The organism is Cedecea sp. NFIX57 (assembly GCF_900177785.1).
GTDB classification, from domain to species: Bacteria; Pseudomonadota; Gammaproteobacteria; order Enterobacterales; family Enterobacteriaceae; genus Cedecea; species Cedecea neteri_C.
Genome location: NZ_FXAS01000013.1, coordinates 65,841 through 89,030, shown reverse-complemented (window position 1 = coordinate 89,030; position 23,190 = coordinate 65,841). Strand labels below are relative to the sequence as shown.

The window sequence follows — 23,190 nt, the reverse complement described above, 5'->3', positions numbered from 1 at the left end:
TATAAGGAAAAGATAGAATGGCTAAGGGGCAATCTTTACAAGATCCGTTCTTGAACGCACTGCGTCGTGAACGTGTTCCAGTTTCTATTTATTTGGTGAATGGTATTAAGCTGCAAGGGCAAATTGAGTCTTTCGATCAGTTCGTGATCCTGTTGAAAAACACGGTCAGCCAGATGGTCTATAAGCACGCGATTTCTACCGTTGTTCCGTCTCGTCCGGTTTCTCATCATAGCAATAACACCGGCACCGGCGGTTCTGGCGGCTACCATCACGGCGGCAGCGCGCAGGCTGGTTCTGCGCCGCAACAAGACAGCGAAGAAACCGAATAAGGTTGCTTGCTGTTTTCCCGGTCGGGGGACCAGTTCAGCTGCGTTCCCCGCTGGTCTTTTTGAGAGGTTATACGCTTGTTTGACCGTTATGATGCCGGTGAGCAGGCGGTACTGGTTCACATCTATTTTTCGCAAGACAAAGACATGGAAGACCTGGCGGAGTTTGAATCCCTGGTCTCTTCAGCCGGTGTCGAAGCACTGCAGGTGGTAACCGGTAGCCGCAAGTCCCCGCACCCAAAGTATTTCGTAGGTGAAGGCAAAGCCGTTGAGATTGCCGAGGCCGTTAAGGCCACTGGGGCGTCGGTTGTGCTGTTTGATCATGCGTTATCCCCCGCCCAGGAACGTAACCTGGAAGCCCTGTGCCAGTGCCGTGTTATCGATCGCACCGGGTTAATTTTAGATATTTTTGCCCAACGTGCACGTACCCATGAGGGTAAATTGCAGGTTGAGCTGGCCCAGCTTCGCCATTTGGCTACGCGCCTGGTACGCGGCTGGACCCACCTTGAGCGCCAGAAAGGCGGGATCGGTTTACGCGGTCCGGGGGAAACCCAGCTCGAGACGGACCGTCGTCTGCTGCGCAATCGTATTATGCTGATCCTCTCGCGTTTAGAACGCGTGGAAAAACAGCGCGAGCAGGGGCGGCGTTCACGTAATAAAGCAGATGTGCCAACGATTTCATTGGTGGGCTACACCAACGCCGGCAAATCTACGTTATTTAATAGAATTACCGCGGCCGATGTTTATGCCGCGGATCAGCTATTTGCCACACTCGATCCTACACTGCGGCGTATTGACGTCGCCGATGTGGGCGAAACCGTGCTGGCAGATACTGTCGGTTTTATTCGCCACCTGCCGCATGATTTGGTAGCGGCGTTTAAAGCCACTTTGCAGGAGACACGTCAGGCCACGCTGTTGTTACACGTGATTGACGCGGCCGACTTCCGGATGCAGGAAAACATTGCAGCAGTCGATACCGTACTGGAAGAGATTGAGGCGAATGAAATTCCTACGCTGTTGGTCATGAATAAAATCGATGCGTTGGATGAGTTTGAGCCGCGTATCGACAGGAACGACGAGAATGTGCCGATCCGGGTCTGGCTTTCCGCACAGACCGGTGCCGGTGTCCCACTGCTTTTCCAGGCTCTGACGGAGCGTTTGTCTGGTGAAATTGCGCAGCATACGCTGCGTTTACCCCCTCAGGCAGGGCGTTTGCGGAGCCGTTTTTATCAGCTTCAGGCAATAGAAAAAGAGTGGACAGAGGAAGACGGCTGCGTGGGGTTAGAAGTCCGTATGCCTATCGTGGACTGGCGTCGCCTTTGTAAACAAGAACCGGCACTCGCGGATTACATCGTTTAGATGTCATCAGACTGGTTCATATACCCTAAATAATTCGAGTTGCAGGCAGGCGACAAGAGCGAGAGTCCCAAGGAGCATAGCTAACTATGTGACTGGGGTGAGCGGGCGCAGCCAACGCACCTGCGGCTTGAAGTATGACGGGTATAAATGTCCTGAAGACTATTTCCCCCTCGGGGGATATCACCGCACAACAAATATGGAGCATAAACATGGCGTGGAATCAGCCCGGTAATAACGGACAGGACCGCGACCCGTGGGGAAGCAGCAAGCCTGGCGGCGACTCTGGGGGTAACAAAGGAGGGCGCGATCAGGGGCCACCTGATCTGGATGATATCTTCCGCAAACTGAGCAAAAAGCTCGGCGGCCTTGGCGGCGGGAAAAGCGGCGGCAACGGCGGTGGGAATGCATCGCAGGGGCCGGGCAATCCAATCGGCGGTCGCGTGATCGGTATTGTGGCTGCTGCAGCGGTCATTATCTGGGCTGCAACCGGGTTCTATACCATTAAAGAAGCCGAACGCGGTGTTGTGACCCGCTTTGGTAAATTCAGTCATCTGGTTGAACCGGGTCTGAACTGGAAACCGACGTTTATCGACAGCGTTCAGGCAGTGAACGTTGAGTCGGTACGTGAACTTGCAGCGTCCGGTGTGATGCTGACTTCTGACGAAAACGTCGTGCGCGTTGAGATGAACGTGCAGTACCGCGTGACCGATCCACAGCGCTATCTGTTCAGCGTGACCAGTGCGGATGACAGCCTGCGTCAGGCCACCGACAGCGCGCTGCGCGGCGTTATCGGCAAATACACTATGGATAAGATCTTGACCGAAGGTCGTACCGTGATTCGTAGCGATACCCAGCGTGAGCTTGAAGAAACCATCAAGCCTTACAACATGGGTATCACGCTGCTGGACGTAAACTTCCAGACGGCACGTCCGCCGGAAGAAGTTAAGGCCGCCTTTGATGATGCGATTGCCGCTCGTGAAAACGAACAGCAGTACATCCGTGAAGCGGAAGCTTACAGCAACGAAGTACAGCCGCGTGCAAACGGCCAGGCTCAACGTATTCTGGAAGAAGCGCGTGCTTATAAAGCACAGACCGTTCTGGAAGCGCAGGGTGAAGTGGCTCGCTTCGCGAAGATGCTGCCAGAATATAAAGCCGCACCGCAAATCACCCGCGAGCGTCTGTATATCGAGACCATGGAAAAAGTCCTTAGCCACACCCGTAAAGTGCTGGTTAACGATAAAGGTGGCAACCTGATGGTGCTGCCGTTGGATCAGATGTTGAAGGGCGGCGCTCAGCAGCCGGCCGCGAAGAGCGATAACAGTGCAGCGAACAATCTGCTGCGTCTGCCGCCAGCGTCCAGCTCAAGCAGCAGTGCCAGCACCTCTTCGTCCTCCTCGAGTGGCGATATCATGGATCAGCGTCGTGCTAATGCACTGCGCAACGATACCCAGCGCGTAGGGAGTGAATAACGATGCGTAAGTCTTTTGTTGCAGTAATTATCATCGTGCTGGTCGTGATCTACACCTCGCTGTTCGTGGTGCATGAGGGCGAGCGCGGCATTACATTACGCTTCGGCAAAGTTCTGCGTGATGACGAAAACAAACCGGTCGTGTATGAGCCGGGTCTGCACTTCAAGATCCCGTTCATCGAGACCGTGAAAACCCTGGATGCTCGTATCCAGACGATGGACAACCAGGCCGATCGCTTTGTCACCAAAGAGAAGAAGGACCTGATCGTTGACTCCTACATCAAGTGGCGTATCAGCGACTTCAGCCGTTACTACCTTGCTACTGGCGGTGGTGATGTTTCTCAGGCAGAAGTGTTGCTGAAACGTAAGTTCAGTGACCGTCTGCGTTCTGAAATTGGTCGTCTGGATGTGAAAGACATCGTGACCGATTCCCGTGGTCGCCTGACGCTTGACGTTCGTGACGCCCTGAACTCCGGTTCTGCGGGCACGGATGATGAAGTTGCTACGCCGGCAGCGGATGATGCGATTGCGTCTGCCGCAGCGCGCGTAACCCAGGAAACCAACGGCAAAGTGCCGGTGGTTAACCCGAACAGTATGGCGGCGCTGGGTATTGAAGTTGTGGATGTGCGTATCAAGCAGATCAACCTGCCTGCTGAGGTGTCCGAGGCGATTTACAACCGTATGCGCGCAGAGCGTGAAGCGGTTGCCCGTCGTCACCGTTCACAGGGCCAGGAAGAAGCTGAGAAGCTGCGTGCAACTGCAGACTACGAAGTTACCCGTACGCTGGCAGAAGCCGAGCGTGAAGGGCGTATCTCTCGTGGTGAAGGTGATGCTGAAGCCGCGAAGCTGTTTGCTGATGCGTTTAGCCAGGATCCAGACTTCTACGCCTTTATCCGTAGCCTGCGCGCTTATGAAGCCAGCTTCCAGTCTAATCAGGACATTATGGTGCTGAGCCCGGACAGCGACTTCTTCCGCTACATGAAAACGCCAGCAAATAGCGCACGCTAATTGCTGAGTAATTTGAAAGAGCCGGTTTACCGGCTCTTTTTTTATGCCCGCAAAGGATGATTATGAATTCAACAATCTGGCTGGCGCTTGCGCTGGTTTTGGTACTCGAAGGCCTGGGGCCAATGCTGTATCCGCGCATTTGGCGGCGAATGATTCTGGCTATGGCACAATTGCCGGACACACTACTGCGCCGTTTTGGCGGTGGTCTTGTGGTTGCTGGCATCGTGATCTACTACATGTTGAGTCGCGCCAGTAGCTGAGTGAAATTTATCCGGCAGAAACTGATTTTGTATACTAAAAGGGCTGTTCATCTGAGAAACCGATGGTAGAATCCATTTTTAAGCAAACGGTGATTTTGAAAAATGGGTAACAACGTCGTCGTACTGGGCACCCAATGGGGTGACGAAGGTAAAGGAAAGATCGTCGATCTTCTGACTGAACGGGCTAAATATGTTGTGCGCTACCAGGGCGGTCACAACGCAGGTCACACTCTCGTAATCAACGGTGAAAAAACCGTTCTTCATCTTATTCCATCAGGCATTCTTCGCGAAAACGTCACCAGCATCATCGGTAACGGCGTTGTGCTGTCTCCAGCTGCGCTGATGAAAGAGATGAAAGGTCTGGAAGACCGCGGTATTCCAGTACGTGAGCGTCTGCTGCTGTCAGAAGCTTGCCCGCTGATCCTTGACTACCACGTTGCGCTGGACGTTGCGCGTGAAAAAGCTCGCGGTGCAAAAGCTATCGGTACTACCGGTCGCGGCATCGGGCCAGCTTACGAAGACAAAGTGGCCCGTCGTGGCCTGCGCGTTGGCGACCTGTTCGACAAAGCCACCTTTGCAGACAAGCTGAAAGAAGTGATGGAATATCATAACTTCCAGCTGGTGAACTTCTACAAAGTTGAAGCTGTTGACTACCAGAAAGTGCTGGACGATGCGATGGCGGTTGCCGACATCCTGACCAGCATGGTTGTTGATGTCTCTGACCTGCTGGATCAGGCGCGTAAACGCGGCGACTTCATCATGTTTGAAGGTGCCCAGGGTACACTGCTGGACATCGACCACGGGACCTATCCGTACGTGACCTCCTCTAACACCACCGCAGGTGGCGTTGCGACTGGCTCCGGCATTGGTCCGCGCTATGTGGATTACGTTCTGGGTATCATCAAAGCTTACTCCACTCGCGTGGGGGCAGGTCCGTTCCCAACTGAGCTGTTTGATGACATCGGCGAATTCCTGTGCAAGCAGGGTAACGAATTCGGTGCGACCACCGGTCGTCGTCGTCGTACCGGCTGGCTGGATGCGGTTGCCGTGCGTCGTGCGGTGCAGATCAACTCCTTGTCCGGCTTCTGCCTGACCAAGCTGGACGTCCTGGACGGCCTGAAAGAAGTGAAAATCTGCGTCGGCTACCGTATGCCGGATGGTCGCGAAGTCACTACGACCCCAATGGCTGCGGATGACTGGGAAGGTATCCAACCGATTTACGAAGTGATGCCTGGCTGGTCTGAAACCACTTTCGGCGTGAAAGAGCGCAGCGGTCTGCCGCAGGCAGCGCTGAACTACATCAAACGCATTGAAGAAGTGACCGGCGTGCCGATTGACATTATCTCAACCGGCCCAGACCGTACTGAAACCATGATTCTGCGCGATCCGTTCGACGCATAATGATGTCGCGGGGTGTGATATCACACCCCGTATTGCTTTCTTCCCGCCGCTTTATTCATCATTCCAATCAAATAAATTAGCTGGCAACCATATGGCTGGTTTATCATCAATATGTACCTGCTTTAAGGTGCAACTTGCCTTGCGCAAAGCGTTTCCCCTCCCACCCATGAGGTTGATGTGCAGTTAACGAGTTTTACTGATTACGGTTTACGTGCTTTGATTTATATGGCTTCTCTTCCCGAAGGGAGAATGACCAATATCTCTGAAGTCACAGAGGTGTACGGCGTGTCCCGTAATCACATGGTGAAAATCATCAATCAACTCAGCCGCGCGGGCTATGTCATGGCCGTGCGAGGAAAAAATGGCGGCATTCGTCTTGGTAAGCCTGCGGAAACAATCCGCATTGGCGACGTGGTGCGCGAGCTGGAGCCGCTCTCATTGGTGAACTGTAGCAGTGAGTTTTGTCATATCACCCCCGCCTGCCGACTTAAACAGGCTTTGGCTGAGGCGGTGCAGAGTTTCCTTCAGGAACTGGACAAGCACACGCTGGCCGACCTGGTGGACCAAAACCAACCGCTCTACAAATTACTGCTGGTGGAATAATCACGATTTCACCTGCGGATGACAACGGAGGACCCGAAATGTCAAAAGATCCTTTTCAGGAACGAGAAGCCGAAAAATACGAAAACCCGATCCCAAGCCGGGAGTTTATTCTCGACCATCTCTCAAAACGTGAAAAACCTGCCAGCCGCGAAGAGCTGGCGGAAGAACTAAAAATCTCCGGTGAAGAACAGCTTGAAGCTTTACGCCGTCGCCTCCGTGCGATGGAGCGTGATGGCCAGCTGGTCTTCACTCGCCGTCAGTGTTACGCGCTGCCGGAACGTCTGGACTTACTGAAAGGTAAAGTGATCGGCCACCGCGACGGGTTTGGTTTCCTGCGCGTCGAAGGGAGTAAAGACGATCTCTATCTTTCATCTGAGCAGATGAAAATGTGCATGCATGGCGATCTGGTGCTGGCGCAGCCGCTCGGTGCTGACCGTAAGGGCCGCCGCGAAGCACGTATTGTGCGCGTACTGGAGCCAAGAACCGGGCTGATTGTTGGCCGCTACTTTACCGACGCTGGCGTAGGTTTTGTGGTGCCGGACGACAGCCGTCTGAGCTTCGATATTCTGATCCCGCCGGAAGCGCTGATGGGCGCCCGTATGGGCTTTGTGGTTGTGGTCGAGCTGACTCAGCGCCCAACGCGTCGTACCAAAGCGATCGGTAAGATTGTTGAAGTGCTTGGCGACAACATGGATACCGGCATGGCCGTTGATATGGCGCTGCGTACCCATGAAATCCCACACGTCTGGCCGAAAGAAGTTGAAGCCCAGGTTGCAAACCTGAAAGAAGAAGTGCCGGAAGAAGCCAAAATCGGCCGCGTTGATCTGCGCGATCTGCCGCTGGTGACTATCGACGGTGAAGATGCGCGTGACTTTGATGACGCCGTCTTCTGCGAGAAAAAACGCGGCGGTGGCTGGCGCCTTTGGGTGGCGATCGCCGACGTAAGCTACTATGTTCGTCCACCAACGGCGCTGGATAACGAAGCCCGCAATCGTGGGACGTCAGTTTACTTCCCGTCGCAGGTAGTACCGATGCTGCCGGAAGTGCTTTCAAACGGCCTTTGTTCCCTGAACCCGCAGGTTGACCGCCTGTGTATGGTCTGCGAGATGACCATCTCCGCAGCGGGGCGTCTGACGGGCTATAAATTCTATGAAGCGGTGATGAGCTCCCATGCGCGCCTGACCTATACCAAGGTCTGGCATATGCTGCAGGGCGATCAGGAACTGCGCGAGCAATATGCACCGCTGGTTAAGCACATTGAAGAGCTGCATAACCTCTATAAAGTGCTGGAAGTTTCTCGTGCCCAGCGCGGCGGGATCTCATTTGAAAGCGAAGAAGCGAAGTTTATCTTCAACGCAGAGCGCCGCATTGAGCGTGTTGAGCAGACCGTGCGTAACGATGCACATAAACTTATCGAAGAGTGCATGATCCTCGCTAACATCTCGGCGGCGCGTTTTGTCGAGAAGAATAATGAGCCTGCGCTGTTCCGCGATCACGATCGCCCAAGCAACGATGCGATCACCGCGTTCCGTTCGGTGCTGGCGGAGCTGGGCCTGGAATTACCAGGTGGGCAAAAACCAGAGCCGCGTGATTACGCCGATCTGCTGGAATCTATCGCCGATCGCCCTGACCACGAAATGCTGCAAACCATGCTGCTGCGCTCGATGAAACAGGCGATTTACGATCCGGAAAACCGCGGTCACTTCGGCCTGGCGCTGCAGTCCTACGCGCACTTTACTTCGCCAATTCGTCGCTACCCGGACTTGTCGCTGCACCGCGCCATTAAATACTTACTGGCAAAAGAGCAGGGGCATACCGGCAACAGCACCGAATCCGGTGGCTGGCACTACAGCATGGAAGAGATGCTGCAGCTGGGTCAGCACTGCTCAATGACAGAACGCCGCGCTGACGAAGCGACTCGCGACGTAGCGGACTGGCTGAAGTGCGACTTCATGCAGGATCAGGTCGGCCAGGTATTCAACGGCATTATTGCCAGCGTAACTGGCTTCGGTTTCTTCGTGCGTCTGGACGATTTGTTTATCGACGGCCTGGTTCACGTCTCGACGCTGGACAACGACTACTACCGCTTTGACCAGATAGGTCAACGCCTGATCGGCGAATCCGGCGGGCAGACTTACCGTCTGGGCGACCGCGTTGAGGTCCGGGTGGAAGCCGTGCACATGGACGAGCGTAAAATCGACTTCGCGCTTATCTCAAGCTCACGTGCGCCGCGCGGTGCAGGCAAAACGGCAAAAGACAAAGCGAAGCGAGGCGGAAATGGTGGCGCACCGTCTAAACGCCGTCAGGCAGGCAAGCGCGTAAACTTCGAACCGGACAATGCTTTCCGTAAAGAGAAAGACGGAGCGAAAGCGAAGAAAGATAAGGCTGGAAAGAAACCGAAGAAAGCCAAAGCGCCGTCGGATAAAACCCGTAAAATAGCCGCAGCAACCAAGGCGAAGCGCGCCGCGAAGAAGCAGGCGAGCTGATATTACCTTCACCCTGACGTATTCCTTCCCGAAAAGGGAGAGGGAGCAAACAGAACGATAATGTATGCTTTTATCGTTTTCTCCCTCGCCCCTTTTCGGGAGAGGGTTGGGGTGAGGGGCAAATCCAGACCATGAACAAACCAACACGGGCGAACCTTCGTCCGCAATGAGTGATATCGATGAGTGAAATTATTTACGGCATTCACGCCGTCCAGACCCTGCTTGAACGTGCTCCGCAGCGTTTTCAGGAAGTTTTTATCCTGAAAGGTCGCGAAGACAAGCGCCTGCTGCCGCTGATCCACGCTATTGAAGCGCAAGGGATCCCGGTGCAGGTGGCAAATCGCCAGTGGCTCGACGAGAAAGCCGAAGGCGCGGTACACCAGGGCATCATCGCCCGCGTGAAACCGGGCCGCCAGTATCAGGAAAACGATCTGCCTGATCTGATTGCTGAACACGAACGTCCGTTCTTGCTGATTCTGGACGGTGTCACCGATCCGCATAACCTTGGTGCCTGCCTGCGTAGTGCAGACGCGGCCGGTGTGCATGCGGTTATCGTGCCGAAGGATCGTTCCGCGCAGCTGAATGCGACGGCAAAAAAAGTTGCCTGTGGCGCAGCGGAGAACGTGCCGCTGATCCGTGTTACCAACCTGGCCCGTACCATGCGTCTGCTGCAGGAAGAGAACGTCTGGATCGTCGGCACCGCCGGTGAAGCAGACCATACTCTGTTCCAGAGTAAATTCACTGGCCCGATGGCGCTGGTGATGGGTGCAGAAGGTGAAGGCATGCGTCGTCTGACTCGCGAGCACTGCGACGAGCTGGTCAGCATTCCAATGGCCGGGACCGTTTCTTCTCTGAACGTGTCCGTTGCCACCGGCGTTTGCCTGTTTGAAATCGTGCGCCAGCGCGGCTAAGCCGCATTATTTGAATGGGGTGGAAACACCCCGTTTGTGATCCCCCTCCGCGCAGAACCCGCATCTCCGTCCATACTTACCGGCATTGCCAAAGATGGAGGGAACAGCATGCGCTGGCAAACTCATACCGTTTTTAATCAACCCAAACCTCTCAGCAACAGCAATCTTTTTCTTTCAGACATCCCGCTGCGAGAAGCCGTCGCCCGGGAAGGGGCGGGCTGGGATGTTGAACTTCTGGCCAGCATCGGCCAACAGTTGGGATCTGCCGAATCTTTGGAGCTGGGCCGACTGGCAAATATCAATCCGCCGGAGCTGCTGCGGTTTGACGCCAGCGGAGAGCGCCTGGACGACGTTCGCTTTCACCCGGCCTGGCATTTGCTGATGCAAGGCCTGTTTGCTAATCGGGTTCACAACCTGGCCTGGCAAGAAGATGCGCGACAGGGCGCTTTTGTCGCCCGTGCGGCGCGGTTTATCCAGCATGCACAGGTGGAAGCGGGCACGCTTTGCCCGATTACGATGACGTTTGGGGCAACGCCGCTGCTGCTACAGCACTTACCCAAGGCATTTGAAGCGTGGCGTAAGCCCTTGCTGAGCGATCGCTATGACGCACATTTACTGCCGGGTGAACAAAAACGTGGTTTGCTGATCGGTATGGGAATGACCGAGAAGCAGGGTGGCTCTGACGTGCTGAGTAACACGACTCGCGCGGAACCGCTGGCTGGTCGAGGGGCCGGTGAGGCTTACCGGTTGGTGGGGCACAAATGGTTTTTCTCCGTGCCGCAAAGTGATGCGCATCTGGTGCTTGCTCAGGCTAAGGGCGGGCTGTCGTGCTTCTTCTTACCTCGTATTCTGCCGGACGGCCAGCGCAACGCTGTTCGCCTTGAGCGGCTCAAGGACAAGCTGGGCAACCGTTCAAACGCCAGCAGTGAAGTCGAGTTCTGTGATGCCACCGCCTGGCTCATTGGTGAGGAAGGTGAGGGCGTGCGCCATATTCTGAAGATGGGCGGGTTTACCCGTTTCGACTGTGCGCTGGGCAGCCACGGCTTGATGCGGCGCGCGTTGTCGGTGGCCTTGTGCCACTCGCTGCAGCGGCAGGCTTTTGGCAAGACGTTGATTGAGCAGCCGATGATGCGCCAGCTGCTGGGGAAAATGGCGTTACGTCTTGAGGGGCAGACAGCCTTCCTCTTCCGCCTGGCGCGAGCGTGGGAGTCCCCGGGCGATGCTCTACAACTGGCCTACAGCCGTTTGTTTACCTCGGCCGCGAAATTCAGCATCTGCAAAGCAGGGATCCCATTTGTGGCCGAAGCGATGGAGGTTCTGGGCGGGGTAGGCTACTGCGAAGAGAGCGAGCTGCCTCGGTTATATCGTGAAATGCCTGTAAACAGCATCTGGGAAGGCTCGGGCAATATTATGAGCCTTGATGTTCTGCGTGTGCTCGCCAAACAGCCTGCGGTGATGGAAATGCTGTGCAGCGAGTTTGATGAGGTTAAAGGGCAAAACCGGCATTTCGATCGCAGCTGGCGGCAGCTACAGCAGCGTCTGCACAAGCCTCAGGAGGAGAGAGGCAGAGAAATTACGCAGCAGCTGGCTACTCTCGCCTGTGGGGCACAATTGCTTAAATCCCTTTCACCCCCGGCAGCAGAAGCCTGGTGCCGCATGATGCTGGATGAACGGGGAGAATTGCTTTTGCCCGAGCAGGTCATCAATGATGTGCTGCTGCGGGCAACGGGAGGCGTGGCGTAATAAAGTGATGGGACTTTATGCGTAAAGAATGGCCTGCGCGCGCCAGCTATCGGCCAGAGAGTTTTCCTGCATTTGAATAATGCGGTACCAGGAAGCACCTTGCTCGTCAGCTTTCAGCGCGATCATACGTTCGACGTCCTGTGGGCTGCCAGCAATGTCATTGACCGAAATTAATCCGATTTCATTAAGGCCCGTTACGCAGTCCGCGCTGGCAAACTCGGCGGACTGCGCCAGAGTCGGAATGAGGCCAACAGATAACAGCAGTGTCGTTAAGGCAAGAGATCGTTTCATTGTCAGTTCCTTATCATTTTACCCCGAAGTGACAGGGCAATCCTTCGCTTACTCAAAGCTGACCCCGCTTCCTGAGGGCGAGGTCCATTGTGCATAAGAAACGATCAAGCGGCGAAAAGCTGTGTAAATATCAATAAATAACGGCTATCGGCCCGGACTATTTTCGATACAAAATAGCCTGCGAATACCACTGGCCTGGGATAACCGTCTCATCATTCATAATGATGAGATAATAATCGGCTTTTGCTGCTGCGGCTTTCTTCTTAATAATGGCTTCTGAGTCCATCGGAGAGCCACGTACCACGGCGGTCACGGTGCCTATTTTTGTTAATGCCGCAGTCTGAGAACGCTGCACTTCCTGCGGGTAATTCGTCGGCGACGGTGCTGGCTGCGGTGTACCCTGAAGCACGCTGCAGGCGCTGAGTAAGGCCGCCAGAATCAGTACGGATAGCCGTGGCATGATGGTTTCTCGTTTCTTGACGATCATAGTGTAGTTCCGGGTTTGGCCGTGCAAAGGGGGAATGTTCCCGATTTGTTATCTCTGGCGCGCTTTTGGCTGACTTTCGAATGAAAATCGCTAGCTAGATCTCACCGTTACAATAATCCCTAATCTGCGTTACTTACCCTGATATTTCACCGGAGGAGAAGAGAAGATGATCGAAATTTATAATGAGCGATTCGCCGATGTTGAAGTGTTGCATGCGGTACCTGCCGGAATGAAGCAGTCCCCGCTGCCGACGGTGATTTTCTATCACGGGTTTACCTCTTCAAAGCTGGTATATAGCTATTTCGCTGTGGCGTTGGCGCAGCAGGGATTTCGTGTTGTCATGCCTGATGCGCTCGATCATGGCGCTCGCTACAGCGGCGACGCTCATGCTCGCTTGCAGCAGTTCTGGCCGATTTTAAAAAACAGTATTGATGAATTCCCGGCTCTCTATCAGGCATTAATCAACTCCGGCGGTGTTGCCGAGGGCAGACTTGCCGTGGGAGGGGCTTCTATGGGGGGCATGACGGCGCTGGGTATCATGTCGCGGCATCCTGAAGTGCGCTGCGTCGCCAGCCTGATGGGATCGGGTTATTTTACGACGCTCGCGCAAACGCTATTTCCACCTCCGGCGGAGGTGCGTGAAAAGGTTATTGCCATCCTGAAGGATTACGATGTTAGCGAGAAGCTTGAGGCGCTAAGCAACAGGCCGCTTCTGCTCTGGCATGGTGAAGAAGATGATGTTGTGCCCGCCGTCGAAACGTTCAGATTGCAGCAGGCTTTGGAGGCTAACAAGCTGGACCAGAACCTGACTTGCGTATGGGAAACGGGCGTCAAACATCGCATCACGCCCGAAGCGTTAGATGCCACAAGCCAATTTTTTGCTCAATATCTGTAAGCGAAAAAAAGCCCCCGCAAGCGGGGGCAAGTCAAACATGGATTTTTAGGTCGTGGTGTCTTCTCAGGTGTTTACGCGTACTCTCAAACTACCGGTAGATGTCAGCGCTGACGTGCATATTGCCGTTGCTGCCCGGTTCTCTCATGATTATCGTGTGATAAAACTTCGCGTTGTGCTGGTCAGCATCCTGTTGAATGGCCGATTCCGCTTCAGAAACGGTAGCGAAGTTGTGGTTGATGTAAATAACGCCCAGGCTCTGAACATCGTCCATATTTCTGGCCTGGCGGGCGTCGATTTTTATAGCTGCGGCCGCATTGGCGCTAAAGAGCAGCACAGCGGCGAGGGCAATAACGATATTTTTCATGATGCGCTCCACTACAACAAACCTGAAATCCGTGGTCGTCGCTCCTGTTAATGGCTGTGGCGGCCTGTTACCAATAAGTGTAATTCCTGATGGCTGAATAAAAAGTGACCATTTCTGATGGTCTCTTTCAAAATATTTTGACGATCTACTGCTTTGTTTTGAAATTCACAGGCTTAGCCATTCCCCCTGTCATAAAGAGAATTTATTTGCCTGCGGCCTTGAGTTTAGCGGCTTGGGTAAGTATGATTACGCGTCAATTTTTCAGCCGCAATTCAAACACGTTCCTTGCTTCCATGGGCCGCGGCTGACCCTGACAGGAGGCTGAATAATCCGTAAGGAGCAATTCGATGCGTCATTACGAAATCGTTTTTATGGTCCATCCTGACCAGAGCGAACAGGTTCCGGGCATGATCGAACGTTACACTGGTGCAATCACTGCAGCAGCAGGTACGATCCACCGTCTGGAAGACTGGGGCCGCCGTCAGCTGGCTTACCCGATCAACAAACTGCACAAAGCTCACTACGTTCTGCTGAACGTTGAAGCTCCGCAGGAAGCGATCGATGAGCTGGAAACTAACTTCCGCTTCAACGACGCCGTTATCCGCAGCATGGTTATGCGCGTTAAGCACGCGGTTACCGAAGCATCTCCAATGGTTAAAGCGAAAGACGAGCGCCGTGAGCGTCGCGATGATTTCGCTAACGAAACCGCTGATGATGCAGATGCTGGGGATTCTGAAGAGTAATTCTGATGATGGCCAACCGCCTGGCGTTGTCTGGCACAGTGTGCAAGACGCCCCTTCGTAAGGTCAGCCCCTCAGGAATTCCTCACTGCCAGTTCGTGCTTGAGCACCGTTCTGTGCAAGAGGAAGCCGGTCTTAACCGGCAGGCATGGTGCCGAATGCCAGTGATTGTTAGCGGGCACGCGAACCAGGCCATTACTCACAGTATAACGGTCGGTACGCAAATCACGGTTCATGGGTTCATTACTTGTCATCAGATGAAAAATGGCCTGAACAAAGTGGTCTTGCATGCCGAGCAGATTGAATTGATAGATTCTGGAGACTAGCCATATGGCACGTTATTTCCGTCGTCGCAAGTTCTGCCGTTTCACCGCGGAAGGCGTTCAAGAGATCGACTATAAAGATATCGCTACGCTGAAAAACTACATCACCGAAAGCGGTAAGATTGTCCCAAGCCGTATCACCGGTACCCGTGCAAAATACCAGCGTCAGCTGGCTCGCGCTATCAAACGCGCTCGCTACCTGTCTCTGCTGCCGTACACTGATCGTCATCAGTAATCGGTCACGGTCCATTAATACGACTTTGAGAGGATAAGGTAATGCAAGTTATTCTGCTTGATAAAGTAGCAAACCTGGGTAGCCTGGGTGATCAGGTTAACGTTAAAGCGGGCTACGCTCGTAACTTCCTGGTACCACAGGGTAAAGCTGTTCCTGCTACCAAGAAAAACGTTGAGTTCTTCGAAGCACGCCGTGCAGAACTGGAAGCTAAACTGGCTGACGTTCTGGCTGCTGCTGCAGCTCGCGCTGAGAAAATCAACGCACTGGAAACCGTAACCATCGCGTCCAAAGCTGGCGACGAAGGTAAACTGTTCGGTTCCATCGGTACTCGCGACATCGCTGACGCTGTAACTGCAGCTGGCGTTGCTGTTGCTAAGAGCGAAGTTCGCCTGCCGAACGGCGTTCTGCGCACCACCGGTGAGCACGAAGTGGACTTCCAGGTTCACAGCGAAGTATTCGCTAAACTGACTGTAAACGTTGTAGCTGAATAAGTTTTTATTCACTGCTCGTAAAAACGCCAGCCTCGTGCTGGCGTTTTGCTTTTCTGAGGCTGGGTCCGTTTACTGCGCGCGAATAAAGCTGCCGTTAGGCTGGCGGGTAAACAGCACCTGCTGATCGTTACCGATATCAATGGTTAAGCCCGTTACCACGCCGTTGGCGTTTTGTCTTATCTGCACCATTTGCCCAGTTTGCAGGTTGCTCAGCGGCTTACTGTCACCTTCTACCTGCGCCATCGCGTAAACGTCCGCTGGTGGCAAATTATGATCGCGGAACAGCTGGGCCATCGTCTGGCCGGCGGCTACACGATAGGAGCGCCACTGCTGCTCGATATCATTGTTGTCGTGGGGAACGGGAGCCTGGGTTTGCTCCTCCACGCGTGGAGGCTCAACCCGTGTCGCGGGGACGTTGGAAGGCGTCAGTTCGGCCTGCATCGGTGACTGGGATTGTACGGAGAGCTGCGCATCGCGCGTGACCGGGCGGCTATCGTTATCTGCCCCAGGCAGGAGAAAGCCGAGAATCACGCACGCAAAGCCAAGAATAATGCCTCGACGGTGCAGGGGAGGTAACGGATCCAACAAGCGGATATGCTCAGGTGCATGCCAAATCCGCGTAAGCCATGGTTTAACAGCGAATTGCATGGGCAACCCTCCTCAAAAGAATACTTTCCAGTATAGACGCGTCCTGCTTCAAGCTGCCGATGTTGGCTGCAACTCGAATTATTTAGAGTGTAAACGCTAACTGTTTGATGCCTGTAACAATCCCGGTTTCCGTGATGGTGAACCACAGTTTTGCGCCTGCTTAAGCTATTGTTCCCGTTTCGTTTGCATTTGTCACCTTTCCTCCATTGTCATTTACCCTGCGGATTGACGCTGTTATGCTTCGGGCTTGCTTTTAAACATCATGAAAGGAAAATCCATGACAACCCCTTCTTTTGACAGCGTCGAAGCACAAGCAAGTTACGGTATTGGTCTGCAGGTAGGCCAGCAGCTGAGCGAATCCGGTCTGCAAGGTTTACTGCCAGAAGCGCTGGTCGCTGGCCTCCGTGACGCGCTGGAAGGGAATGCCCCTGCCGTGCCTGTTGACGTTGTACACCGCGCACTGCGTGAAGTTCATGAACGTGCAGACGAAGTCCGTCGTGAGCGTCAGAAAGAGCTGGCGGTAGAAGGCCAGAAATACCTGGCTGAGAACGCAGAGAAAGAAGGCGTGAGCAGCACCGAATCCGGCCTGCAGTTCCGCGTTATCACTCAGGGCACTGGCCCGATTCCTGCCCGTAAAGATCACGTTCGCGTGCATTACACCGGTAAGCTGATCGACGGCACCGTTTTCGACAGCTCCGTACAGCGTGGCGAGCCGGCAGAGTTCCCGGTAAGCGGCGTTATCGCTGGCTGGATCGAAGCGCTGACCCTGATGCCGGTAGGCTCCAAATGGGAACTGACCATTCCGCACAACCTTGCTTACGGCGAGCGCGGTGCCGGTGCTTCTATCCCACCATTCAGCACCCTGGTGTTTGAAGTCGAGCTGCTGGAAATTCTGTAAAGCGCTCAGAACCCCGCCTGGTGCGGGGTTTTGCATTGCCTAATAATAAACTAACGTGATTTTATCTTGCATTAACCTGTTTTAAGGGTATTTTTGTGAGCTATATCGCGCTGTGAATGCGATTTCACACTCAAATTAAACAAAAAATTAACATTACCCTTGTGCTTATTATTTATCCCGCCGATTCTTACCTCGTATCACACAAAACAACATCACGTAAAAACAGTTCACGGGCCAGTAGAGCCTGAAAAAACAGACAGGTACAGGAAAATACAAACATGGTAGATCAGGTCAAAGTCGCGGACGACGCTCAGGCGCCGACCGAGCAGTCGCTGCGGCGTAATTTAACAAACCGCCATATTCAGCTTATTGCCATTGGGGGTGCCATCGGCACCGGCTTGTTTATGGGGTCAGGGAAAACCATCAGCCTTGCGGGGCCATCCATCATCTTCGTCTACATGATCATCGGCTTTATGCTGTTCTTCGTGATGCGTGCGATGGGCGAGCTGCTGTTATCGAATCTGGAATATAAGTCGTTCAGCGATTTTGCCGCGGATTTGCTGGGGCCGTGGGCCGGGTATTTTACCGGTTGGACATATTGGTTCTGCTGGGTAGTGACCGGCATGGCGGATGTCGTAGCGATAACCGCCTACGCCCAGTTCTGGTTCCCAGGACTTTCTGACTGGGTCGCCTCGCTGGCCGTTGTGCTGGTGCTGCTGAGCCTGAACCTGGCCACCGTGAAAATGTTCGGTGAGATGGAGTTCTGGTTCGCGATGATCAAAATTGTCGCTATTGTGGCGCTGATCGTCATCGGCCTGGTGATGGTCTTGACCAGCTTCCATTCCCCGTCCGGCGTTGAGGCCTCCTTCAACAACCTCTGGAACGACGGCGGCTGGTTCCCGAAAGGCATCAGCGGATTCTTTGCTGGCTTCCAGATAGCGGTCTTTGCCTTTGTGGGTATTGAACTGGTGGGCACCACGGCTGCGGAAACCAAAGATCCTGAAAAATCACTTCCGCGAGCGATTAACTCGATCCCGGTGCGCATCATTATGTTCTACGTCTTCTCGCTGATTATCATCATGTCGGTGACGCCGTGGAGCTCCGTGGTGCCGAACAAGAGTCCGTTCGTTGAGCTTTTCATGCTGGTCGGCCTGCCGGCTGCGGCAAGTATCATCAACTTTGTGGTGCTGACTTCTGCGGCTTCCTCCGCGAACAGCGGCGTGTTCTCCACCAGCCGTATGCTATTCGGCCTGGCGCAGGACGGCGTGGCGCCTAAAGCGTTCGCTAAGCTTTCCAAACGTGCGGTACCGGCGAAAGGTTTAACCTTCTCCTGTATCTGTCTGCTGGGCGGCGTGGTGATGCTTTACGTAAACCCGAACGTGATTGCCGCTTTTACTATGATCACCACGGTTTCCGCGATTCTGTTCATGTTCGTCTGGACCATCATTCTTTGCTCGTACCTGGTGTACCGCAAACAGCGTCCTCATCTGCACGAGAAGTCCATCTATAAGATGCCGCTGGGCAAGCTGATGTGCTGGGTGTGCATGGCGTTCTTCGTCTTTGTGATTGTCCTGCTGACGCTGGAAGATGATACCCGTCAGGCGCTGATCGTGACGCCGCTGTGGTTCATTGTGCTGGGAGCTGGCTGGCTGTTCATCGGTAAGAAACGTCTGGCAAATATCGGCAAGTAAGCGGGCAGTATAAATGTTAAAAAAACCTCTCCTTTTCGGGAGAGGTTTTTTTGTAGGGCGAAGTGCTTATTTTTCTCCGCCCAATGCGCGAGGAAACAGAACGTTATTCTCCAGGCTGATGTGGTTCATCAGGTCTTCAATCAGTTCATTAATCCCGTTATACATCGCTTTCCACGTCGTGCAGGCTTCCGGCGGCGGCGTCACGTTATTGGTGGTGTGCTTGATCACTTCCAGCAGTTCGCCCGCATCATCATGCTCGCTCTCCATCACGCTGATCGGGCCTCCGGCCTGCGTGCCCATGCCCTGCTTAATCATTGGGAACAAGATTTGTTCCTCTTTCATCATGTGGCTGCTCAGTTCCTGATGCAGCATGGTGAGATATTTCGCCAGCCCTTTTGGCACGTTGGGCTTATCGGCATGGACGCGCTCGACTTTGGTCGCCTGCAGAATCAGTTCCGGCAGTTGCTCGCGGTGGCGGTCGTGGAAGCGCACAATAATGTGGTCGATGATTTCTGCCAGCGGCGCAGCGCGCCAGTCTTTCTCTGCTGGCTCTGTGGCTAGTGCGGCCAACTGAGCTTCAATCTTTTCGAGATCCAGCTCCTTACGCGTTGCTGCCCGCAGCAGCGTCTGTTTTCCGCCGCAGCAAAAATCCAAATCCAGTTTACGGAACAGTGCAGAAGCGCGTGGAATAGTCAGCGCCAGTTCACCTAAAGGTTGATCGCGGTAGGCCATAGCTTGATTCCTTATCATAAAATATAAGATGTATTTTAAATGCATCTTTATGTGAGCACTATAACCCTTTCGGGGCAGCGATCATAGCGAGATGTGGATCACAAAAAATGTTTTCCACTTAACATACTGAATGATTACAAAAAATCCCCAAAAATGGTGGTTTGTGGGTAGACGAAGCATAAATAACCAGGAGGTGCTGCCGATAGTTAGACGTCAGACAATATCTGCATAAGAAAAGGCTATACATGTTTAAAAGAATGAAAGTTATCACCTTACTGGTTACCGTGTTGATTGTGCTGGGGCTCATGCAGCTGCTGTCAGCCACGGTTTTCATCAATGCCCTCAATAACGATAAGAACAACTTCACCGTCTCCCAACTTTCCAGCCAGAACGTGGCTGAATTTACCGATGCCTGGATCGGCCTCAACCAGGCTCGCGTCACGCTGAACCGCGGCATGCTGCGTATTCAGGGCAGCATGGCGAATCAGATCAACGGTGGTCAGCTTCAGGAGTTAGTCGCCACGGCGAATTCACTGCTGGCGGAAGCGCAAAGCCATTTCGAAAAGTACCAGACGTTACCCGATACCCCAGGTTTACGTCCACACCTGAGCGATGAGCTGGAAGCGCAATACCATAACTACGCTTCAACGCTCGCCAAAATGAACACCTTCCTGGCCCAGGGCAATCTGGAGCAAATGTTCAAGCAAAATGCGGAACAAAAACAGGTGGCGATGCAGAAGGTCTACCGCGAATGGCGCGATGAGCAGGCCGAGCTTTCTAGTCAGGGCGTGCGCGATAACCAGGCTGACTACCAGCGGATTCTGTGGATCCTTGGCATCGTCATGCTTGGCGTCATCGGCGTGATTGTGGTGAGCTGGGTCGCGATGCGTCGTGTCCTGCTGATGCCGCTGCGTGAAGTGATGGATCATATTCGTGCCATTGCCGCAGGCGACCTGACCAGGCCTATTGAGGCCGAAGGCAAAAACGAAATGGCCCTGCTGGCTAATAGCGTGAAAGAGATGCAAACCGCCCTGGCGAATACCGTCAGCGTGGTGCGCGATGGGGCCGATACCATTTATACCGGTGCCGGTGAAATTTCTGCCGGCAGCAACGATCTCTCTTCTCGCACTGAACAGCAGGCGGCTTCGCTGGAGGAAACGGCGGCCAGCATGGAACAGCTGACGGCCACGGTGAAGCAAAATGCCGACAACGCACGGCAGGCTTCTCGTCTGGCGCTGGACGCTTCCACCACCGCGAAAAAAGGCGGCAATGTGGTCGAAGGCGTGGTGCGGACGATGGACGAAATCGCCACCAGTTCAAGCAAAATCGCCCAAATCACCAGCGTGATTGACGGCATTGCCTTCCAGACCAATATTCTGGCGCTTAACGCCGCGGTCGAAGCGGCCAGAGCGGGTGAGCAGGGGCGTGGGTTTGCCGTGGTAGCGGGTGAGGTGCGTACGCTTGCCCAGCGCAGTGCTCAGGCGGCAAAAGAGATTAAAGCGCTGATCGATGATTCCGGCGAGCGCGTTAATGCGGGCTCTGACCTGGTGAATGAAGCCGGTAAAACGATGGCGGAAATCGTCAGCGCCGTAACCCGGGTTACCGATATTATGGGTGAAATTGCATCTGCGTCGGACGAGCAAAGCCGGGGTATCGATCAGGTTGGGCAGGCCGTGGCGGAGATGGACCGCGTTACCCAGCAGAATGCCTCGCTGGTCGAAGAGTCCGCGGCTGCAGCGGCGGCGCTTGAAGAGCAGGCTTCACGCCTTAATGAAGCGGTAGCGGTTTTCAAAATCAGCCGCCGCGCACCGGCTCTCGCAAAAGCAGCTCACGTAAAAACGCCGCAGTTGAAAACAAAACAGGTGATGCCGGTTTCGGATGCGAACTGGGAAACCTTCTAAAAAAATCCCGGCGATATTAAGCCGGGATCTTCTTTTAAAGCCGGGCTAAGTCCCGGCTTTTTTATGCCTCGGAAACCTGAACCACCGTTACTTTCTCCGGTTTGGAACGCACCGCGAGCACCACGCCAATTGTCAGACACAGCACCCCGCCTAGCGTTAACAGCGGTGGCCAGCTCTGGCGAATCATAAATGTATAAGCCAGACCGGCTAAAGTCTCAAAGACAATCAACGGGCCGACAATGACCGTCGGCAGGCGCTGGCAGGCGATGTTCCAGCACAGATTACCCAGCCAGGAACAAAGCACGGCAATCGCCAGCATCAGGGTGATAAAGACTTCCGGGCGTGGGCCGAAGGGCAGGGTAAAGCCTGAATCATGGTGCCCCATCCAAATGCACACGGCGATATAACCGATAAGCGAAAAAGGCAGCGTGGAAAGCCCCTGAACCGTGGCCCACATCATCGGGTTTTTATCCGGGTTCTCCCGCAGCCAGCGGGCATTACGCAGGGCATACCAGGCCCAGCAGGCCACCGAAACAAAGGCCAGCAGAATACCGCTGGCGTAGCGCCACCAGCTGAAATCGGCCTGCTCTCCGCGAAGCTCGGCGGTATTTACCATGATGAGCCCGGCGGCAATCACCACCAGCGCCGGGGCAAGGCGTCGCCACGGCAGCTTGCCGTCTCTTTTGCTGTACAGCAGGTTAGCAAAAATGGGGATAACGACCGGCAGCGTGCCGATGATCATCGTCGCGATAGGCGCGCCGGTACGCTGAATGGCGCTTGCCAGGCAGACGTAATAAATCAGGTTCCCGACGCTAGAGAGCTTCAGGGCGGTAAACCAGTCCTGGCGGCTCAGCTCACGCAGGCGCTTACGCCCAAGCCACGCAATAGGAATCGCAATCAACCCAAGGGCGAGATAGCGCCCGGTCGACTGCAGGGCCGCCGGATAGTCCGGGACGATAATCGGCCCTACAAAAATTAATCCCCACATTAGCCCCGCCAGCAGGGCGTACAGCACACCACTTAACATCTTTATTTCCTGCAACAACACAATTTAGCGGCAGTGTAGAGGCACCGTACTGTGGCGTATTGTACGAAGTTGCTGTCTTGTTAGCGGGTAACCTGCTTTTGGTAACGCACGGGAGTAATGCCATAGCGCTGGGCAAACGCACGGGTCAGATGCGCCTGATCCGTCAGGCCGCTGGCGGCGGCGACCTGGGCGGCCGGCATGCCGTGGGTGAGAAACTGTTTGGCGTGCCACAGACGAATCGCCATCAGCATCTGGTGCGGGGTTACGTGGTAGCAGGCTTTGAACTGCCTTTGGAAATGGTAAGGGCTAAGGGACACCAGTGCCGCTAAATCTTCAAGGGTGATGGTGTGCATATAGTTGTCGTAAAGGTATTCGCGCACGAGGGCGAAGCGGTTTGCAGCCTCGTGAAGCCCTGGAAGGTGGCGAGCGTAAGGGCGAAACGCCTCGACGAGATTCAGCAGAAGCCCCTGCTGGGTGAGCGTATCCTCGGCCTGCCAAAGGCCCGCAATAAACTGCGAAACCTGGCGAGCGCGGGCGGGATCGTGATTCACGGCGGCGTTAAACCACCAGCTTCTTTCCCCGGTCAGCGACTCCAGCAGGTTAGGATCCAGGTAAATCATGCGGTACTGCCAGCCGTCTTCGCTGGCGGCTTCGCCGGTATGCAGCTCGTCCGGGTTCATCAATACCAGCGAGTCAGTGGGGGCAACCAGTTGCTCGCCCCGGTAACGAAAGCGCTCTGCGCCCCAGGTGATGGCGCCGATGCCGAAGGCTTCGTGGGTGTGTGGCTCAAAGGCGTATTTCGCAATATGGGCGTGATAAAGCTCAACGCCCGGCAGCTGCGGCAAATGCCGGAACTGGGCGCTGTCTCTCTCATCGCTAAACTGCTCGGGAACTCCCTGCAC

General features: G+C 54.5%; 25 protein-coding genes. 18 read left to right on the top strand and 7 right to left on the bottom strand.

From position 1 onward, the window contains the following. Window positions 1-17: 17 nt before the first annotated feature. From hfq to B9Y90_RS13060, 10 genes are all read left to right on the top strand, one after another. On the top strand, window positions 18-329 hold the full coding sequence (gene hfq / locus B9Y90_RS13110) for an RNA chaperone Hfq (protein ID WP_008453608.1): 312 nt from the start codon (window positions 18-20) through the stop codon (window positions 327-329). A 75-nt stretch (window positions 330-404) separates the two neighbouring features. Beyond that, the gene (gene hflX, locus B9Y90_RS13105) at window positions 405-1,685 is read left to right on the top strand and encodes a ribosome rescue GTPase HflX (RefSeq protein WP_008453606.1); all 1,281 of its coding nucleotides are present in this window, start codon (window positions 405-407) and stop codon (window positions 1,683-1,685) included. A gap of 209 nt (window positions 1,686-1,894) precedes the next feature. Further along, window positions 1,895-3,154 carry an FtsH protease activity modulator HflK gene (hflK, locus tag B9Y90_RS13095; RefSeq protein WP_039299799.1) on the top strand — a complete coding sequence of 420 codons (1,260 nt, stop codon included), beginning with the start codon at window positions 1,895-1,897 and terminating at the stop codon, window positions 3,152-3,154. Window positions 3,155-3,156: 2 nt separating this feature from the next. After that, the gene (gene hflC / locus B9Y90_RS13090; protein ID WP_039289706.1) at window positions 3,157-4,161 is read left to right on the top strand and encodes a protease modulator HflC; all 1,005 of its coding nucleotides are present in this window, start codon (window positions 3,157-3,159) and stop codon (window positions 4,159-4,161) included. 62 nt (window positions 4,162-4,223) lie between these two features. Beyond that, window positions 4,224-4,421, top strand: coding sequence for a DUF2065 domain-containing protein (locus B9Y90_RS13085; protein ID WP_008453600.1), 198 nt, complete (start codon window positions 4,224-4,226; stop codon window positions 4,419-4,421). A gap of 102 nt (window positions 4,422-4,523) precedes the next feature. Beyond that, complete coding sequence (locus B9Y90_RS13080; RefSeq protein ID WP_039289709.1) at window positions 4,524-5,822, top strand: adenylosuccinate synthase; 1,299 nt, start codon at window positions 4,524-4,526, stop codon at window positions 5,820-5,822. 177 nt (window positions 5,823-5,999) lie between these two features. After that, a complete protein-coding gene (gene nsrR, locus B9Y90_RS13075; RefSeq protein ID WP_008460383.1) occupies window positions 6,000-6,425 on the top strand; it encodes a nitric oxide-sensing transcriptional repressor NsrR in 426 nt (141 codons plus the stop codon). A 38-nt stretch (window positions 6,426-6,463) separates the two neighbouring features. Continuing rightward, entirely contained in the window at window positions 6,464-8,911 is a 2,448-nt protein-coding gene (gene rnr / locus B9Y90_RS13070) for a ribonuclease R (protein ID WP_039289713.1), read from the top strand. A 179-nt stretch (window positions 8,912-9,090) separates the two neighbouring features. Then, window positions 9,091-9,822, top strand: coding sequence for a 23S rRNA (guanosine(2251)-2'-O)-methyltransferase RlmB (gene rlmB, locus B9Y90_RS13065; protein WP_085541469.1), 732 nt, complete (start codon window positions 9,091-9,093; stop codon window positions 9,820-9,822). 108 nt (window positions 9,823-9,930) lie between these two features. Next, window positions 9,931-11,565, top strand: coding sequence for an isovaleryl-CoA dehydrogenase (locus B9Y90_RS13060; RefSeq protein WP_085541468.1), 1,635 nt, complete (start codon window positions 9,931-9,933; stop codon window positions 11,563-11,565). A gap of 15 nt (window positions 11,566-11,580) precedes the next feature. On the opposite strand, the gene yjfN is transcribed toward B9Y90_RS13060, so the two are convergent. Next, window positions 11,581-11,856: a DUF1471 family protease activator YjfN gene (gene yjfN / locus B9Y90_RS13055; protein ID WP_039289719.1), complete on the bottom strand. Its 276-nt coding sequence runs from the start codon at window positions 11,854-11,856 to the stop codon at window positions 11,581-11,583. Window positions 11,857-12,013: 157 nt separating this feature from the next. Then, on the bottom strand, window positions 12,014-12,343 hold the full coding sequence (gene bsmA, locus B9Y90_RS13050; protein ID WP_039289722.1) for a biofilm peroxide resistance protein BsmA: 330 nt from the start codon (window positions 12,341-12,343) through the stop codon (window positions 12,014-12,016). 166 nt (window positions 12,344-12,509) lie between these two features. On the opposite strand from bsmA, the gene yjfP reads away from it, so the two are divergent. Then, a complete protein-coding gene (gene yjfP, locus B9Y90_RS13045; protein WP_085541467.1) occupies window positions 12,510-13,238 on the top strand; it encodes an esterase in 729 nt (242 codons plus the stop codon). 88 nt (window positions 13,239-13,326) lie between these two features. On the opposite strand, the gene yjfY is transcribed toward yjfP, so the two are convergent. Further along, entirely contained in the window at window positions 13,327-13,602 is a 276-nt protein-coding gene (gene yjfY / locus B9Y90_RS13040; RefSeq protein WP_008460405.1) for a DUF1471 family protein YjfY, read from the bottom strand. Window positions 13,603-13,949: 347 nt separating this feature from the next. On the opposite strand from yjfY, the gene rpsF reads away from it, so the two are divergent. From rpsF to rplI, 4 genes are read left to right on the top strand one after another with little or no spacing between them, the layout of a single operon-like run. Then, window positions 13,950-14,345, top strand: coding sequence for a 30S ribosomal protein S6 (rpsF, locus tag B9Y90_RS13035; protein ID WP_008460407.1), 396 nt, complete (start codon window positions 13,950-13,952; stop codon window positions 14,343-14,345). Window positions 14,346-14,353: 8 nt separating this feature from the next. Then, entirely contained in the window at window positions 14,354-14,668 is a 315-nt protein-coding gene (priB, locus tag B9Y90_RS13030) for a primosomal replication protein N (protein ID WP_008460409.1), read from the top strand. Window positions 14,669-14,672: 4 nt separating this feature from the next. Then, window positions 14,673-14,900, top strand: a complete 228-nt coding sequence (gene rpsR / locus B9Y90_RS13025) for a 30S ribosomal protein S18 (RefSeq protein ID WP_000135199.1) — start codon at window positions 14,673-14,675, stop codon at window positions 14,898-14,900. 41 nt (window positions 14,901-14,941) lie between these two features. Beyond that, window positions 14,942-15,391: a 50S ribosomal protein L9 gene (gene rplI / locus B9Y90_RS13020; protein ID WP_008460412.1), complete on the top strand. Its 450-nt coding sequence runs from the start codon at window positions 14,942-14,944 to the stop codon at window positions 15,389-15,391. A 69-nt stretch (window positions 15,392-15,460) separates the two neighbouring features. On the opposite strand, the gene B9Y90_RS13015 is transcribed toward rplI, so the two are convergent. After that, complete coding sequence (locus tag B9Y90_RS13015; protein WP_085541466.1) at window positions 15,461-16,045, bottom strand: OapA family protein; 585 nt, start codon at window positions 16,043-16,045, stop codon at window positions 15,461-15,463. A 271-nt stretch (window positions 16,046-16,316) separates the two neighbouring features. On the opposite strand from B9Y90_RS13015, the gene fklB reads away from it, so the two are divergent. Next, window positions 16,317-16,937: an FKBP-type peptidyl-prolyl cis-trans isomerase gene (gene fklB, locus B9Y90_RS13010; protein WP_008460415.1), complete on the top strand. Its 621-nt coding sequence runs from the start codon at window positions 16,317-16,319 to the stop codon at window positions 16,935-16,937. A 278-nt stretch (window positions 16,938-17,215) separates the two neighbouring features. Next, window positions 17,216-18,628 (top strand): D-serine/D-alanine/glycine transporter, encoded by a 1,413-nt coding sequence (gene cycA, locus B9Y90_RS13005; RefSeq protein WP_039289735.1) that lies wholly within the window; start codon window positions 17,216-17,218, stop codon window positions 18,626-18,628. Between the two features lie 66 nt (window positions 18,629-18,694). On the opposite strand, the gene ytfE is transcribed toward cycA, so the two are convergent. After that, window positions 18,695-19,360: an iron-sulfur cluster repair protein YtfE gene (gene ytfE / locus B9Y90_RS13000; RefSeq protein ID WP_039289736.1), complete on the bottom strand. Its 666-nt coding sequence runs from the start codon at window positions 19,358-19,360 to the stop codon at window positions 18,695-18,697. Between the two features lie 245 nt (window positions 19,361-19,605). On the opposite strand from ytfE, the gene B9Y90_RS12995 reads away from it, so the two are divergent. After that, on the top strand, window positions 19,606-21,261 hold the full coding sequence (locus tag B9Y90_RS12995) for a methyl-accepting chemotaxis protein (RefSeq protein WP_085541465.1): 1,656 nt from the start codon (window positions 19,606-19,608) through the stop codon (window positions 21,259-21,261). Window positions 21,262-21,322: 61 nt separating this feature from the next. Here B9Y90_RS12995 and B9Y90_RS12990 read toward each other — a convergent pair whose 3' ends face one another. After that, a complete protein-coding gene (locus tag B9Y90_RS12990; protein ID WP_085541464.1) occupies window positions 21,323-22,288 on the bottom strand; it encodes a DMT family transporter in 966 nt (321 codons plus the stop codon). 80 nt (window positions 22,289-22,368) lie between these two features. Continuing rightward, a complete protein-coding gene (locus tag B9Y90_RS12985; RefSeq protein WP_039289742.1) occupies window positions 22,369-23,190 on the bottom strand; it encodes an AraC family transcriptional regulator in 822 nt (273 codons plus the stop codon).

What these genes read in the sequence shown, in the direction of transcription:
- hfq (WP_008453608.1), top strand. Translation starts at nt 18, where the DNA reads ATGGCTAAGGGGCAATCTTTACAAGATCCGTTCTTGAACGCACTGCGT.
- hflK (WP_039299799.1), top strand. Translation starts at nt 1,895, where the DNA reads ATGGCGTGGAATCAGCCCGGTAATAACGGACAGGACCGCGACCCGTGG.
- hflC (WP_039289706.1), top strand. Translation starts at nt 3,157, where the DNA reads ATGCGTAAGTCTTTTGTTGCAGTAATTATCATCGTGCTGGTCGTGATC.
- B9Y90_RS13085 (WP_008453600.1), top strand. Translation starts at nt 4,224, where the DNA reads ATGAATTCAACAATCTGGCTGGCGCTTGCGCTGGTTTTGGTACTCGAA.
- B9Y90_RS13080 (WP_039289709.1), top strand. Translation starts at nt 4,524, where the DNA reads ATGGGTAACAACGTCGTCGTACTGGGCACCCAATGGGGTGACGAAGGT.
- rnr (WP_039289713.1), top strand. Translation starts at nt 6,464, where the DNA reads ATGTCAAAAGATCCTTTTCAGGAACGAGAAGCCGAAAAATACGAAAAC.
- rlmB (WP_085541469.1), top strand. Translation starts at nt 9,091, where the DNA reads ATGAGTGAAATTATTTACGGCATTCACGCCGTCCAGACCCTGCTTGAA.
- B9Y90_RS13060 (WP_085541468.1), top strand. Translation starts at nt 9,931, where the DNA reads ATGCGCTGGCAAACTCATACCGTTTTTAATCAACCCAAACCTCTCAGC.
- yjfN (WP_039289719.1), bottom strand. Translation starts at nt 11,856, where the DNA reads ATGAAACGATCTCTTGCCTTAACGACACTGCTGTTATCTGTTGGCCTC.
- bsmA (WP_039289722.1), bottom strand. Translation starts at nt 12,343, where the DNA reads ATGATCGTCAAGAAACGAGAAACCATCATGCCACGGCTATCCGTACTG.
- yjfP (WP_085541467.1), top strand. Translation starts at nt 12,510, where the DNA reads ATGATCGAAATTTATAATGAGCGATTCGCCGATGTTGAAGTGTTGCAT.
- yjfY (WP_008460405.1), bottom strand. Translation starts at nt 13,602, where the DNA reads ATGAAAAATATCGTTATTGCCCTCGCCGCTGTGCTGCTCTTTAGCGCC.
- rpsF (WP_008460407.1), top strand. Translation starts at nt 13,950, where the DNA reads ATGCGTCATTACGAAATCGTTTTTATGGTCCATCCTGACCAGAGCGAA.
- priB (WP_008460409.1), top strand. Translation starts at nt 14,354, where the DNA reads ATGGCCAACCGCCTGGCGTTGTCTGGCACAGTGTGCAAGACGCCCCTT.
- rpsR (WP_000135199.1), top strand. Translation starts at nt 14,673, where the DNA reads ATGGCACGTTATTTCCGTCGTCGCAAGTTCTGCCGTTTCACCGCGGAA.
- rplI (WP_008460412.1), top strand. Translation starts at nt 14,942, where the DNA reads ATGCAAGTTATTCTGCTTGATAAAGTAGCAAACCTGGGTAGCCTGGGT.
- fklB (WP_008460415.1), top strand. Translation starts at nt 16,317, where the DNA reads ATGACAACCCCTTCTTTTGACAGCGTCGAAGCACAAGCAAGTTACGGT.
- cycA (WP_039289735.1), top strand. Translation starts at nt 17,216, where the DNA reads ATGGTAGATCAGGTCAAAGTCGCGGACGACGCTCAGGCGCCGACCGAG.
- ytfE (WP_039289736.1), bottom strand. Translation starts at nt 19,360, where the DNA reads ATGGCCTACCGCGATCAACCTTTAGGTGAACTGGCGCTGACTATTCCA.
- B9Y90_RS12995 (WP_085541465.1), top strand. Translation starts at nt 19,606, where the DNA reads ATGTTTAAAAGAATGAAAGTTATCACCTTACTGGTTACCGTGTTGATT.
- B9Y90_RS12990 (WP_085541464.1), bottom strand. Translation starts at nt 22,288, where the DNA reads ATGTTAAGTGGTGTGCTGTACGCCCTGCTGGCGGGGCTAATGTGGGGA.